The sequence below is a fragment of the Exercitatus varius genome (genome assembly GCF_029577735.1).
Classification (GTDB): Bacteria; Pseudomonadota; Gammaproteobacteria; order Enterobacterales; family Pasteurellaceae; genus Exercitatus; species Exercitatus varius.
Map to the genome: position 1 here is coordinate 18,632 of NZ_JARQTO010000005.1, position 14,888 is coordinate 33,519.

At 47.7% G+C, this 14,888-nt stretch carries 13 protein-coding genes; 5 read left to right on the forward strand and 8 right to left on the reverse strand.

The window, feature by feature from the left end; translation table 11 throughout:
* Positions 1-108 precede the first annotated feature (108 nt).
* Together P7M01_RS05855 and P7M01_RS05860 are read right to left on the reverse strand one after the other, a co-directional pair.
* Positions 109-1,059, reverse strand: coding sequence for a Gfo/Idh/MocA family oxidoreductase (locus P7M01_RS05855; RefSeq protein WP_317481191.1), 951 nt, complete (start codon positions 1,057-1,059; stop codon positions 109-111).
* An 18-nt stretch (positions 1,060-1,077) separates the two neighbouring features.
* Positions 1,078-2,373 carry a nucleotide sugar dehydrogenase gene (locus P7M01_RS05860; RefSeq protein ID WP_317476070.1) on the reverse strand — a complete coding sequence of 432 codons (1,296 nt, stop codon included), beginning with the start codon at positions 2,371-2,373 and terminating at the stop codon, positions 1,078-1,080.
* A gap of 785 nt (positions 2,374-3,158) precedes the next feature.
* On the opposite strand from P7M01_RS05860, the gene def reads away from it, so the two are divergent.
* A complete protein-coding gene (gene def, locus P7M01_RS05865; RefSeq protein ID WP_202936332.1) occupies positions 3,159-3,674 on the forward strand; it encodes a peptide deformylase in 516 nt (171 codons plus the stop codon).
* Positions 3,675-3,699: 25 nt separating this feature from the next.
* Here def and P7M01_RS05870 read toward each other — a convergent pair whose 3' ends face one another.
* Entirely contained in the window at positions 3,700-4,212 is a 513-nt protein-coding gene (locus P7M01_RS05870; RefSeq protein ID WP_317483054.1) for a hypothetical protein, read from the reverse strand.
* On the opposite strand from P7M01_RS05870, the gene fmt reads away from it, so the two are divergent.
* The 3 genes from fmt (at position 4,159) to P7M01_RS05885 (ending at position 8,691) form a co-directional block, all read left to right on the forward strand.
* Positions 4,159-5,112, forward strand: coding sequence for a methionyl-tRNA formyltransferase (gene fmt, locus P7M01_RS05875; RefSeq protein WP_317483055.1), 954 nt, complete (start codon positions 4,159-4,161; stop codon positions 5,110-5,112). The two genes, P7M01_RS05870 and fmt, sit on opposite strands and share 54 nt — an antisense overlap.
* Positions 5,113-5,156: 44 nt before the next feature.
* Positions 5,157-6,539, forward strand: coding sequence for a 16S rRNA (cytosine(967)-C(5))-methyltransferase RsmB (gene rsmB, locus P7M01_RS05880; RefSeq protein ID WP_317483056.1), 1,383 nt, complete (start codon positions 5,157-5,159; stop codon positions 6,537-6,539).
* A gap of 145 nt (positions 6,540-6,684) precedes the next feature.
* The gene (locus P7M01_RS05885) at positions 6,685-8,691 is read left to right on the forward strand and encodes an OPT family oligopeptide transporter (RefSeq protein WP_317483057.1); all 2,007 of its coding nucleotides are present in this window, start codon (positions 6,685-6,687) and stop codon (positions 8,689-8,691) included.
* 100 nt (positions 8,692-8,791) lie between these two features.
* Here the strand turns inward: P7M01_RS05885 and P7M01_RS05890 are convergent, their stop codons facing one another.
* The 5 genes from P7M01_RS05890 to ltnD form a co-directional block, all read right to left on the reverse strand.
* A complete protein-coding gene (locus tag P7M01_RS05890) occupies positions 8,792-10,144 on the reverse strand; it encodes a GntT/GntP/DsdX family permease (RefSeq protein ID WP_317477814.1) in 1,353 nt (450 codons plus the stop codon).
* A gap of 158 nt (positions 10,145-10,302) precedes the next feature.
* The gene (gene otnI, locus P7M01_RS05895) at positions 10,303-11,079 is read right to left on the reverse strand and encodes a 2-oxo-tetronate isomerase (RefSeq protein ID WP_317477815.1); all 777 of its coding nucleotides are present in this window, start codon (positions 11,077-11,079) and stop codon (positions 10,303-10,305) included.
* Positions 11,080-11,081: 2 nt separating this feature from the next.
* On the reverse strand, positions 11,082-11,714 hold the full coding sequence (gene otnC, locus P7M01_RS05900; protein ID WP_317477816.1) for a 3-oxo-tetronate 4-phosphate decarboxylase: 633 nt from the start codon (positions 11,712-11,714) through the stop codon (positions 11,082-11,084).
* On the reverse strand, positions 11,711-12,952 hold the full coding sequence (gene otnK, locus P7M01_RS05905) for a 3-oxo-tetronate kinase (RefSeq protein WP_317483058.1): 1,242 nt from the start codon (positions 12,950-12,952) through the stop codon (positions 11,711-11,713). Before otnK ends, otnC begins: the two co-directional genes overlap by 4 nt.
* Positions 12,953-12,954: 2 nt before the next feature.
* The gene (gene ltnD, locus P7M01_RS05910) at positions 12,955-13,860 is read right to left on the reverse strand and encodes an L-threonate dehydrogenase (protein ID WP_317477818.1); all 906 of its coding nucleotides are present in this window, start codon (positions 13,858-13,860) and stop codon (positions 12,955-12,957) included.
* A gap of 184 nt (positions 13,861-14,044) precedes the next feature.
* Here ltnD and P7M01_RS05915 point away from each other — a divergent pair, with 184 nt between their 5' ends.
* Complete coding sequence (locus P7M01_RS05915; RefSeq protein ID WP_317483059.1) at positions 14,045-14,803, forward strand: DeoR/GlpR family DNA-binding transcription regulator; 759 nt, start codon at positions 14,045-14,047, stop codon at positions 14,801-14,803.
* Positions 14,804-14,888: the final 85 nt, after the last annotated feature.

Here is a 14,888-nt window from a genome sequence, read left to right on the forward strand (position 1 = left end):
TTATGGTCAAAAAACAATCTAAAAAAACGTTGCTTTTTGTGACCGCACTTTTATATAGCCCAAACTCGAATTGCAATTGAACTGCTTGCTAGTGCACTCAATTGAGGTTTATTTTTGTAATAATTTTGTTAAAAACGGATGCGGATTGGCCGGATTCGCTATCACGTCGGCATGACGGATATGTTCCACCGTCTCGATCGCCGTGCGGTTTTCTTCCAAGCCGTAACCCTTGCCTTCCAGAATGCGTTGATAGCTTTGGGTGTGCAAATCGGTGAAGCCGCCGGAAAATTCCAGTTCTTCGTTTTCAATCGTAATGCTGCGATAGGTGAGTTTTTCACCCTGCACCGCATTTGCCGGTAAATTGTTGGCATCAATAGACAAGAACCAACGAACCCGCGCACGTTTGTATTCCAAATAACCGGAAACGGTTTTCTCATCGCGATAATGCACTTCGTTTTTCACCACATCACCGAAAATGAAATGCAGCATATCGTAGAAATGTACGCCGATGTTGGTGGCGACGCCGCCGGATTTTTGATCTACGCCTTTCCAGGATTTCAAATACCATTTGCCGCGCGAGGTCAGATAGGTTAAATCCACATCGAACACTTTATCCGCCGGCGCGGATTCCACTTTGTCGCGCAAGGCGATAATCGACGGATGCAGACGTAATTGCAGAATGGAATTTACTTTCGCGCCGTATTTTTGTTCGTATTCGGATAACATGTCCAAATCGGCGGAATTCAATACCAACGGTTTTTCACAGATCACGTTGATGCCGTTTTTTAAGGCGAATTTCATGTGCGGCGCATGCAAATAGTTCGGTGAACAGATGGCCACGTAATCCAGTTTTTCGCCTTTTAATTTTTGGTCTTCCACAAAGGCTTCAAACTGCTCGAATTCGGTGAAAAATTCGGCTTCCGGGAAGTGGCTGTCCATAATACCGACGGAATCGTTCACATCCATGGCCACAACCAACGTATTACCCGTATCTTTGATCGCTCTCAAATGACGCGGAGCGATATAGCCGCCCGCTCCGATAAGTGCAAATTTTTTCATAATTTCGTCTCTACTCATTTATAAACGGAACACACTGATACCTTGTTGCGATAAGGCATCTCGGTCAAATAAACTTTTCACATCCACCAATACCGGATTATCCGAACGCATGTATGAACGCAAAGTTTCAGCGCTTAATTCTCTGAATTCTTTATGTCCTACCGCCACAATCAGTGTATCCACCGGATGTTTTTCATCAATCACTGACAGGTCCAGGTCGTATTCGTGTTTCACTTCGGCAGGATCCGCCCAAGGATCGGCGACCACGACGTCCACGCCCCAGTTACGTAACTCGTCGATCACATCAACCACTTTACTGTTACGGATATCCGGACAGTTTTCCTTGAAGGTCACCCCTAATACGCCCACCTTGGCTTTGGCCACGTCAATATTATGGTTCAACATTAATTTGATCGTGGTTTGCGCAACATAATGAGCCATATCGTCATTAATGCGGCGACCGGCAAGAATAACCTGCGGGTTATAACCCACTTCTTCCGCTTTATGGGTTAAATAATACGGATCGACGCCGATACAGTGTCCGCCGACCAAGCCCGGACGAAACGGTAAAAAGTTCCATTTACTGCCCGCCGCTTCCAATACATCAACCGTATCGATGCCGACACGTTCAAAAATAATGGATAACTCGTTCACCAACGCAATATTCAAATCCCGCTGGGTGTTTTCAATCACTTTGGCCGCTTCCGCCACTTTAATGCTGGCGGCTTTATGAGTGCCCGCGGTAATAATACTGCCGTACATTTGATCGACGATATCCGCCACTTCCGGCGTGCTGCCGCTGGTGATTTTTTTAATTTTCGTCAGCGTGTTAACTTTATCGCCCGGGTTAATCCGTTCAGGGCTGTAACCCGCAAAGAAATCCCGATTAAATTTCAGGCCGGACACTCGTTCCAGAATAGGAATACAGACTTCTTCCGTCGCGCCCGGATATACCGTGGATTCATACACCACAATATCGCCTTTTTTCAGCACTTTACCGATAGATTCACTGGCCTTTTGCAGCGGCGTCAAATCCGGACGGTTCACATCATCAATGGGAGTGGGAACAGTAACAATAAAGAAATTGCATCGTTTCAGCTGTTCGAGATCGGAAGTGTAGGAAAGATAAGTTGCTGACTTGAGGGCGTCCGACGAAACTTCTAAAGTTCGGTCTTTACCCTCCGCCAGTTCTTTTACCCTGTTCGGGCTAATATCAAAACCTATGGTTTCACGCTGTTTACCGAACTCTACCGCCAACGGTAAACCTACATAACCAAGGCCGACAACACCAACTTTGTAGCTGTCTAGATTCATAAAATATACCCCTATATTTTCAATATATTAAAATAATGATTCAAATAAAAAGTGTAGTTTATAAAAACAAATAACAATCGAACTGCAAGAAAAATAATATTATATTTTCACCTTCATTTACGGTTCGAAAAATTAACAAAAAATTAAACAATCAGAATTCGGTAAAAATCGGTATAAGCATAGGACTTAATACCCATGAATATAGTTCAAATAGCCATAGTCAGGTCCGACCACAAGAAAAGTAACGGTGATAAACGGCAATTCATGATATTTACGGCTAAACATACTTAAAAACAAGTCCAACTTATTGAAATATAAAATAACATTACCTAAAAAGCGACATCGACACATGGTCCAACGTCCGATTTGTTGCTAATAAATAGCAGTATTTAACGGCGATAGCAATTTATTTCGGATAAATAATTCATTATTTACACAAGCTTACAATTCTTTTACAAATAATGATGGAAAAATAACAAATTCTTTTATCGTAAAATAAATCCTTATGGGGATAAAAACTCTCCGCTCGAATTTAAAATTTAATTAATTTACCCGAATTAAAAAGTAATTTTTAACGCCATTTATTAAACCGTTTACATAATAAAAAACTCTGAAAAAACCGACCGCACTTTCCGCTTTAAGTGCGGTCAAAAAAACCGCCGTTTTTTCTTCCCGCAACTTCGCTAACAACCGAATTCTGCGAAAAATCAAAGAAATAGGAGCGAGCCGGCGGAATTTCATGTAAAATACGTTCAATTTTTTTAACATTTATGGAAAGAGACTTTATGGCATTATTAAACGTACTGATTTACCCCGACGAGCGCCTTAAAACCGTCGCGACGCCCGTCACCGAATTTAACGACGAACTGCAAACTTTTATCGACGACATGTTCGACACCATGTATCAGGAAGAAGGCATCGGGCTAGCCGCCACGCAGGTTGACGTACACAAACGCGTGATCACCATCGACATCACCGGTGAAAAAACCGAACAACTGGTATTGATTAATCCCGAATTGCTTGAAAGCGAAGGCGAAACCGGCATTGAAGAAGGTTGCTTATCCTTGCCCGGTCTGCGCGGTTTCGTACCACGCAAAGAAAAAATTACCGTCAAAGCCCTCAACCGCCACGGCGAAGCCTTCACCTTACATGCGGACGGTTTACTGGCGATTTGCATCCAGCATGAAATGGATCACTTAAACGGCATCGTCTTTGCGGATTATTTATCGCCGTTAAAACGCAACCGAATGAAAGAAAAATTGCTGAAATATCAGAAACAATTGGCAAAACAAACGGCGTAATTCTTACTTTCTTTGCTTCACCAACTTAATTCTTACTTTCTTTGCTTCGCCAAAGAAAGTAAGCAAAGAAAGGCGCCCCCGTTTTGCCTTGTTCCCTGAAAATAATGAAATTTGCTTTACGAAAATCTTGTAAACTCGCTACGCTCAGACAAACAAGATTTTCTACAAATTTCACTATTTTCAGGCGGCAAAAAGGGGAAGTTGAATAAGCGCAAATATTTAAAAATATCAAAAAAATCAACCGCACTTTTATCACGATTCTACGCTCATCGGGGCCCCGTCTGAGGTGCCTAAGCGACTTGAAATTTTTAGGAAAATAAGTTTGTTTGAGCGTAGCGAGTTTACTTATTTTCCGTAAAAAAATTTCAACTAAGCGAAGAACTGCACCGAAGTCGGGGTGCACTTTCTTTTTGCTTACTTTTGCTTTGTGCAAGCAAAGAAAAAGTAAGTCGCCCATCGGGCGAAACTCGATAAAAATATATTTATGAAAAAACTGAACATTATCTTCGCCGGCACGCCGGATTTTGCCGCCCAACATCTACAAGCGCTGCTTTCGTCCAATCACAATGTTATCGCGGTTTACACCCAACCCGATAAACCGGCGGGACGCGGCAAAAAACTGCAGGCCAGCCCGGTTAAACAGCTGGCGCAACAGCATAATATTCCCGTTTATCAGCCGAAATCTCTGCGTCACGAAGAAGCGCAAGCGGAACTGGCGGCATTAAACGCGGATGTTATGGTGGTGGTGGCTTACGGGTTAATTCTGCCGAAAGCCGTTCTGGCCGCGCCCCGTTTGGGTTGTTTGAACGTACACGGTTCGATTCTGCCCCGTTGGCGCGGTGCCGCACCGATTCAACGGGCAATTTGGGCGGGCGATACGCAAACCGGTGTCACCATCATGCAGATGAACGAAGGCTTGGACACCGGCGACATGCTGCACAAAGTTTATTGCGATATTACACCGCAAGAAACCTCCGCTTCGCTCTATCACAAACTGGCGCAGCTCGCGCCGCCGGCATTAATTAAGGTGTTGGATCACCTGGAAGACGATAAGTTTAAGCCGCAACCGCAGGATGACAATCAAAGCAGCTACGCCGATAAGCTCAGCAAAGAGGAAGCGAAACTGGATTGGTCCTTACCCGCCGCTCAGCTTGAACGCAATATTCGCGCCTTTAATCCCGCGCCGACGGCGTTTTTAACCGTCACCGTCAACGGCAACGAAGAGCGGATTAAAATTTATCAGGCCGACGTATTGCCGCATCAGGAAAAGACGGCGGGAACGGTGTTGGCTTGCGATAAAAAAGGCCTGCGGATAGCCACGGCGGACGGCGTATTGAACATTACCCGCTTACAACCTTCCGGCAAAAAACCGATGTCGGTGCAGGATTTTCTGAACGGTCGGGCGGATTGGTTTCCGGCGGGAACGGTATTAGCTTAATTCCGCCACCCGCAATATCATCAAACGGCATTGAGTTAACGCATATGACAAAAACGTTGCAAAAAACGACCGCACTTTCCACAAAAAACGGGAAAAAAAGCCCGACGGACAAAAATCTCAGCGCGCGCGCGGCAGCGGCGCAAATTATCCTGCAAGTGCTGGATCAGGGAAAATCCTTATCCGCGCTGCTCCCTGAAATTCAGCCTAGAATGAAACCGCAGGATTTGCCTTTACTGCAGGAAATCTGCTTCGGCGTGTGTCGCGTGTTGCCGCGATTGGAATGGATCATCCGTTTGCTGGTGGACAAGCCGCTGAAGGGCAAAACCCGTATCGTACATTGTCTGCTACTGGTGGGATTATACCAAATTCTGTACACCCGCATTCCGCCGCACGCGGCGATCAATGAAGCGGTAAACGCCGCACGCCAGCTGAAATCGGACAATTTCCGCGGCCTGCTCAACGGCGTGTTGCGCCGTTTTCTGCGGGAACGCGAAAGCGTGCTGGCCACCGTGGACAAACATTGGCAAACCAACCATCCCGAATGGCTGGTCAATAAACTGAAAAAAACCTATCCGAACTGGCGTGACATTATCGACGCCAACAATCAGAAACCGCCCATGTGGTTGCGGGTAAACCGGAATCACAGTTCCGCGGAAAATTACCGTCAACGGCTGGCGGAAAACGGCATAACGGCTTTTCCCGCTGAAAATCCTCACGCTCTGCGTTTGGAATCGCCGGTTTCCGTGTCACAGTTGCCGCATTTTGCCGAAGGTTGGGCCACGGTGCAGGACGTGCACGCCCAATGGTCCGCTATTTTACTGGAACCGCAAAACGGCGAACTCATTTTAGACGCCTGTGCGGCGCCGGGCGGCAAAACTACGCATATTCTGGAACAGGCGCCGCAAGCAAAAGTGGTCGCCTTGGATGTGGAAGAAAACCGCCTCAAACGGATAACGGAAAACCTCGCCCGCTTAAATCAACAGGCGGTGGTGATTTGTGGTGACGCCACCCGGCCCGAAACCTGGTTACCGCAGGCGGCGCAACAGATTACCGGAAATAAAAGTGCGGTCAAATTTGACCGAATTTTATTGGACGCGCCCTGTTCCGCCACTGGCGTTATCCGCCGTCATCCCGACATAAAATGGCTGCGTCGGGAACAGGATATTGCCCCGTTAGTGGAAATTCAGCACCAAATTCTGACCGCACTTTGGCAAACCCTCAAACCGAACGGCATATTGCTGTACGCCACCTGTTCCGTGCTGCCTGATGAAAACGGTCGGCAAATCGCCCGTTTTCTGGCGGAACAGAACGACGCACAACTCGAACCGCTGCCGTTCCCAGCGCCACAGGCCATCGGTCATCAATTTCTACCGGAAGAAAACGGCGGCGACGGATTTTATTACGCCAAACTACGAAAAATCGCTTAATCTTTAGATAAAATTCAAAAGCCTGAGCGGTTTCAGGCTTTTTTATATAAGAAAAATAATGTTTAGCTGTTTTTTTATGAGATTTTCGTGCCAATTCGCCGTAGTTCGTCTATACTCAAAATCCGTTTAACCAAGGAAATCTATTATGAATCAACCGACACTAAAAGAACTCACATTTCGAGGAATGTTGTTAGGCGCGCTGATTACGGTGATTTTCACCGCCTCTAACGTTTATTTAGGGCTGAAAGTCGGCTTGACGTTTGCTTCATCCATACCCGCTGCGGTCATTTCTATGGCGGTATTAAAATTTTTCAAGGGTTCGAATATTCTTGAAAACAACATGGTGCAAACGCAAGCGTCCTCAGCGGGCACACAATCTTCCGTCATCTTCGTACTACCGGCAATGCTGATGGTCGGATACTGGCAGGGATTCCCGTTCTGGCAAACCTTATTGGTTTGTATGGCGGGCGGGATTTTAGGCGTAATTTTCACCGTGCCGTTGCGGCATGTAATGGTGGTGAAAAGCGATCTGCCTTACCCTGAAGGCGTAGCCGCGGCAGAAATTCTGAAAGCCGGTCATGACGAAAGCCATAACGGCGAAAGCGGTATCAAAGAAATCGCTGCCGGCGGAATATTGGCGGCTATCGTGGGATTTTGCACCAACGGATTACGCATTATCGCCGACGGCGCCAGCTTATGGTTCAAAGGCGGCAATGCCGTTTTTCAGGTACCGATGGGATTCTCTTTCGCCTTACTCGGCGCCGGTTATTTGGTCGGCATGGTGGGCGGTATCGCCATTTTAGCGGGTATTTTCCTCGCCTGGGGCGTTGCCGTGCCGTATTTTACGGCGGCGGATCCGATGCCGGCGGATGCGGAAATGATCGGTTACGCAATGAATATCTGGAAAACCAAAGTGCGTTTTATCGGTGTGGGAACTATCGGTATCGCGGCAATCTGGACGCTACTGATTTTGTTAAAACCGATGTTGCAGGGCATGGGCCAATCCTTCCGCGCGCTGGGTGACAAAAACGTGCAAAAATCCGACCGCACTTCACAGGATTTATCGCCCAAAGCCATGGGTTTCATCACCTTAGTGAGCGTGGCGTTAATCGTATTGGCGTTGTATAACTTTGTGCAACCCGTTTCGCTTTCGGCGGAAGCGGCGTTATTGCTGATCGTGGTTTGTACCGCTCTTGCGGTGGTAATCGGCTTTTTTGTCGCCGCTGCCTGCGGTTACATGGCGGGATTGGTAGGTTCCTCTTCCAGCCCGATTTCCGGTATCGGCATTATTTCCGTAGTGATTACCTCTATTGTTCTCATGACAATCGGTAACAGCTTAGGCTTAACCGCACACGAAGACGGACAACGCTTCTTAACCGCGTTAACCATTTTCACCGGTTCTATCGTGATGACGACCGCCGCCATTTCCAACGATAACCTGCAGGACTTAAAAACCGGTCAGTTGGTACAGGCCACGCCTTGGCGCCAACAGATTGCCTTAATCATCGGCTGTATCGTAGGCGCTTTCGTTATTGCGCCGGTGCTCGAAATCCTGTTCAATGCCTATGGTTTCAGCGGTGCAATGCCACGCGAAGGCATGGATGCGGCCCAAGCGTTATCCGCGCCGCAAGCCACTTTGATGATGACTATCGCCAACGGCATTTTCTCCCATAATCTGGAATGGTCGTACATTTTCACCGGTATCGCTTTAGGCATAGCGTTAATTATTGTGGACGCCTTGCTGAAAAAATCCAGCAACGGACGCTTTGCCCTGCCGGTTCTTGCCGTGGGAATGGGCATTTATTTGCCGCCGGCGGTCAATGCACCGATTGTTGTAGGCGCGGTGCTGGCTTGGCTCATCAATCGCCATATTGAAAGTTATGCCAAACGCAGCGGCAAAAATGCGGACGAGATAAAGAAAAAAGCGGATCGCTACGGTACGCTTTTCGCCGCCGGTTTAATCGTGGGCGAAAGCTTAATCGGCGTTCTACTTGCCTTTATTATCGCAGGCTCCGTCACATCCGGCGGCTCCGACGCCCCGCTGGCGTTAGCGTTGAATGATTGGGGCACCGTCGGGCAGGTATTAGGGTTAATCGTATTCGTCGCAGGAATCGGCATCTACGCCCTTCGCGTGTTACGGGCTAAAAAATAATATCGGACACCTCAACAAAAGTAAGCATCATCTGCACCCCAAAGGTTGGATTTAATCGCCGACCGATTAAGGTGCAGAATATGATTTCCGCCTTCGCGAATCAAACCGCCATCCACATCAAACTGACAATCAGAAACGCAATCACGCCGTAAATGGTTGTGAGAACCGACCAGGTTTTTAAGCCGTCCGCCACCGAGATACCGAAGAATTTTGTCCAAACCCAAAATAAGCTGTCGTTTACGTGGGATAACGTCATCGAGCCCGCGCCTACAGCGGCGGTAATGAGCGCGATTTGCACGCCGTTGTATCCGCCCGCATTAATTGCCGGCGCAAGAATGGTCGCGGTCGTAATGGTCGCAACCGTTGCCGAGCCCTGGGCGGCGCGTAACAAAGCGGCAAGGATAAAACCCAAAGCCAAGACGTGCAATCCCGTGCTTGCCAAGACTTCGGATAAGGCTTTGCCCACACCGCTGGCATCCAGAACTTTACCGAACATCCCGCCGGCACCGGTGATTAAAATAATACCGGCAATCGGCGCTAACGAAGAATTCAAAATTTCTTCCAGTTTTTCTTTATCCCAGCCGCGGCGAATGCCTAAAACATAAGAAGAAATACAGACGGCAAGCAATAAAGCGAAGGGCGAACTGCCGACCATACTGAAAATATCGCGCACGATATTGCCTTTCGGTAAGGTGGTGGCGGTGATGGTGCCTAGCATAATAAGCACCAAAGGTAACACAATCATGGTTAACACGGTGCCGAATTTAGGTAACCCGTCGGCATTATGCGATAGCTGTTTTTGATATTGAATCAAATCCGTTGAAGCGGGGACATGAATGAACGTGCGTTTAGTAAAGAACGGAATAAACAGCTGTCCCAGCAAATAAGCCGGCAAGGCTGCGCAAAAACCGACGCCCAGAACAAAACCGATATCCGCATTCAATACTTGCGCACCGGCGACTACGCCCGGATGGGGCGGCAACATGACGTGCACCGTTAACATGGACAGCCCGATCGGTAAGGCGTAAACCAGCATGTTCCCGCCGATGCGGCGCGCCACGCTGAAAATGATGGGCAACAATACGATAAAGCCTACGTCCACGAAAACCGGAATGCCGAAAATAAAGCCGGTGGCGCCCAAGGCAAAAGCGGCGCGTTTTTCGCCGAATTTATCCAATAACCAACCTGCCAACACATCGGCGCCGTTTGATTTCTCAATCACTTTACCGAGCATGGCGCCCAATCCCACGATGAGGGCGACACTGCCCAGGGTTCCGCCCATGCCTTTGACTAAGGTCGGAATAACATCGCCCAGCGGAATACCCGCGCTGAGCGCCACGGCAATACTGACCACGCCCAATGCTAAGAAAGGGTGAACTCTACCGCGAATCATTAAGGCCAGCAACGCGATCACGCTCACCAAGCCAATAAGAATAAGACTGCCGTTTGACATATCATCACCTCGATTTAAAAAAGCGCTTCACTTCAATGAAACGCTTTATTCAGGTTTGCACCGTTCACTCATTGATAATGAAAAGTGCGGTCAAAATTTTGAAAGTTTTTTGCAGGCGGGCTTTCCGTCATCCCGCCGCGCATCATCTTTTCAGGTCTTTATTTATAGGTTTGGAACCAACCCAACCCGGCGGCGGTGTCACTGCGCGGATTATATTCGCAGCCCACATAACCTTGATAACCAATTTCATCCAACTTATTGAAAATAAACGGATAATTGATTTCACCCTCATCCGGCTCGTGACGATCCGGAACGGAGGCGATTTGCACGTGATAAAGCACGTTTTTCACGCGATCGGTTAAACGCGCCAGATTACCTTCCACATTCTGAGCGTGATAATAATCAAGCTGCAGGAACACGTTGTCCCGATTCACTAAATCGATGATTTCCAGGGCGTCGTCCTGGGTTTTCATTAAGTAGTTTTCCTTCACTTGCGGACTTAATGCTTCCAGTACGATATTGATGCCGTGCGGTTTAAATTTTTCCGAAGCGTAACGTAAATTATCGATAAAGGTTTGTTTATATTTGGCGCGGCTTTGACCCGGCGGAACAACGCCGCCCATAATTAAAACCGTAGGGCATTCCAGCACAAGCGCATATTCCAACGCCAAATCGATATGTCGGCGGCTTTCCTCCTCTCTGCCCGGAATGGCGGATACGCCCCATTCTCCCGCGGCAATATTGCCGGGCAGGGAATTGAACAACACCTGTTTCAATCCGTGTAAATTGAGTTTGGCTTTTAATTCTTGCGCCGGATAATCGTAAGGCCATAAATATTCCACATATTTAAATCCCGCCCGGGCCGCCGCTTCAAAACGATCAAGAAACGGCACTTCCGTAAACATCATAGTTAGATTTGCTGCAAATTTAGGCATAATTATTTTCCTCTGTTTTCGAGATCTTTCACTTCTTCATCAGTCAGATAACGAATTTTTTGTCCTTGTAAAATGAAGAATAATTTTGCGGTTTCTTCCAATTCTTCCGCATTATCGGCGGCATCCGACAAATCGGTTCCCGTCACCACAACTCCGTGGTTTGCCAACAGGAACGCCTTGCCCGTTAACGCGCGATTACCGAGTTCTTCCGCAATTTTAGGCGAACCCGGACGGTAATAAGGAATGACCTGCATTTTACCTACGCGCATCACATAATAGGGCGTGAAGGCGCGCACGGCATTGTTCGGGTTAAGACCGTCCAGGCACGAAAGTGCGGTCAAATAGGTGCTATGCAAATGCACGATGGCTTTGCAGGCGGGATTTTTCTTGTACATCGCCAAGTGAAACACCGATTCTTTCGACGGTTTATCGCCTTCCAATAAATTGCCGTTCAGATCCAGCACGGACAAGCGTTCCGCCTGCAAGCGACCTAAAGAAGAACCTGTCGGCGTGACTAACACGCGATTGTCATCAAGGCGCACGGACAAATTACCGGCGCCGCCCACGGTGTAACCGCGTTCATAAAAAGAACGCCCGAGTTTTACCATTAATTCTTTTTGTTCTAAATCCCTCATACAAACATTCCTTGTGCGTATTCAAAAAAATCTTCTTGGCCGAAATTGCCCGATTTAAGCGCCAGAAAAATCTCTTCCTCCACCGCTTTTAACCAAGGCACGCCGGGAGCGATTTGTTTGCCGATATGAAAACCGGAAAAGCCAAGCCGCTGCACCACAATACTCGAGGTCTCGCCGCCGGCGGTGATGAAATTGGTCACACCATATCGTTTCAATTTAAGCGCCAACTGCGCGAAAGTGTGTTCAATGGCGCAGCTGGCTTTATCGACGCCAAATTCATTCTGAATCGCTTTCAACGCATCAGGCGGCACCGTTGCAAAAACCATCGGCGCAAGCGGCGCGTCAAGATTTGCAATCACCCACCGATAAAGCTCTTCTACATAGTTTGGATTATTCATCGCTTGTTCTACGCTAAGCTGAAAGTGCGGTGCGTTTTTGCGATATTTTTCCACCTGTTTATTGGTCATCACCGAACAAGAACCCGAAAGCACCACGGTTTTGCCTTTTCTCGGTGTGAAGGCGTTCGTGCCTTTCTTGCCGCCGCTTAACCGAGCCGCCATATAAGCGCCCAGACCGGAACCGCCGGTGACGAGTTTGAAATCCGCCACCGCTTCGGCAAGCACTTCAAGCTGCGAATTATCCGCCGCGTCCACTACGGCGTAGCGGTAGCCTTGCGCTTTCAACTCGGCGAAACGCTCTTTCACGCGCGCAGCGCCCCGAATCACATCCGCATAGGCGACCAACCCCGTTTTGCCTTTAGCCTGCGCATCCATCAAACGCATTAAGTTGGCATCGGTCATAGGCGTAATCGGGTGATTTTTCATGCCCGATTCGCTTAACAGCTGCTCGCCTACGAATAAATAACCGTTAAAAATGGTGCGACCGTTCACAGGCAAAGCCGGCGAAATCACGGTAAAATCATCGCCTAATTCGTCAAGCAACGCATCAGTTACCGGACCGATATTGCCTTTCGGCGTGCTGTCGAAAGTGGAACAATATTTAAAATAAAACTGACTACAACCGTTTTCTTTCAACCATTTATACGCGCTTAAGGATTGTTCAATCGCTTCGTTAACAGGGTTAGAACGCGATTTTAAGCTGATCACGATCGCATCCGCTTTGCTATTGATCGGTTGTTGCGGAATTCCGTTCATTTGCACCGCACTGAGCCCGTTTTCCACTAAAAAACTGGCAATGTCGCTAGCTCCGGTGAAATCGTCTGCAATAACGCCTAACATAGTCACGCTCCTTTTTTCGGAAGATTAACGCCGTTGAAAATTTTAATCACGGCGCTGTCGTCCTCTTTACCGTAACCGGCGTTGCTGGCTTGCGTAAACATGGAGTACGCGGTGCCGGCTAAATAAAGCGGGAAATGAAGGGATTTTGCGGTGTCGTTCACCAGACCTAAATCCTTCACGAAAATATCCACCATGGATAACGGCGTGTAATCGCCGTCCACCACGTGTTTCATCCTGTTTTCAAACATCCAGGAATTTCCCGCGGCATGGGTGACGACATCGTACATTACATCTAACGGAATGCCGGCCTTTGACGCCAGCGCCATCGCTTCCGCCCCCGCCGCGATATGCACGCCGGCCAGCAATTGGTGCACGATTTTCACGGTTGCGCCTAATCCGATTTCTTCACCGATGTTATAGACTTTCGCGGCGGTGGCATTCAAAACCGGTTGTAGTTTATTAAAGGCTTCCTGTGAACCCGACGCCATCACGGTCATTTCGCCTTTTAAGGCTTTTGCCGCCCCGCCGGACACCGGCGCATCCAGCATAATCAGCCCCAATTCTGTTAATTTTTGTGAAATCTCCTGCGCATCAGCCGCCGCCATGGTGGAAGACACCATCACCGCCGTCCCCGGTTTTAATTTTTTTGCAATACCGTTTTCGCCAAATAAAGCGGAATTCGCTTGCGCCGCATTAACCACCAACACCACAACGGCATCCAAATTTTGTGCAAATTCATCACCGTTTGTTGCGACGTCTTTAGCGCCGGCGGCTTTTAATTTTTCTAATGCCGCCGGATTTAAATCAATGCCGTAAGTGTTCAAACCCGCATTAATACAGGATACGGCGGCGCCCATGCCCATCGAGCCCAAACCGATAACGGCGACAGAATAAGATTGATTATTCATTATGAATCCTCCTCAAGATAAATCAGCTGTAACAACGCTGAGTATTCTGCCCGATGAATTTGTGAAAATCTGTGATCAAGATCGCAAAAATGATAAATATTGTTAAAATATGTTCAAAAAAGATATGGATTGATCATGCGATATAAAGTCATATAATGAGAAACCGTATATTCAAGGAGATAAGATGATACCTTTAGAGAGACTTCGCATTGAGCTTGAACTTATCCGAAAATACGGCGTAATCAGCATTAACACGTTAATGGAACATTTAAACGTTTCGCATATGACAATTCGGCGAGACATCCAAAAACTCGAGAGCGAAGGCAAGGTCATCTCGGTGTCGGGCGGCGTACAATTGCTGGAAAGACTGGAAACGGAGTTGCCTCACGATGATAAATCGCGGCTTTCCCACGATCAAAAAGAACAAATCGGCAAAGCGGCGGCGGATCTGATCCCGCAAAATTGCGTGGTTTATTTAGACGCCGGTACCACAACGCTTGAAATTGCAAAATATATTACCGAGCGCGAGGATTTGTTAGTCGTCACCAATGATTTTGTGATTGCCAATTATCTGATGATTAACTGCAAATGCCGCCTGATTCATATCGGCGGCACCGTCAATAAAGCCAACCGTTCTTCCGTCGGCGAATTAGCGGCGCAAACATTGCGGCAGCTCTCCGTCGATTTGGCGTTTATTTCGACTTCTTCGTGGAATTTGTCGGGGTTAACCACGCCGGACGAAGACAAAATTTCGGTCAAGCGCGCCATTATTCAGGCCAGCAGACGCAAAGTATTGGTTTCCGATTCCTCAAAATATGGCAAAGTCGCCACATTTTCACTCTTTCCGTTGACAACATTTAATCGTATTATTTGCGACAAAGGATTAGTGATAAACGCGCAGGAAAAAATCCGTGAAATGGATGTGGAATTATCATTGGTGTGAATGTTTATTCTCCGTCCTTGAGAAAATTGCGCCCTTTCGGGCCATCGGTCAAAAAACGTTGCGTTTTTTGACCGCACTTTTAATA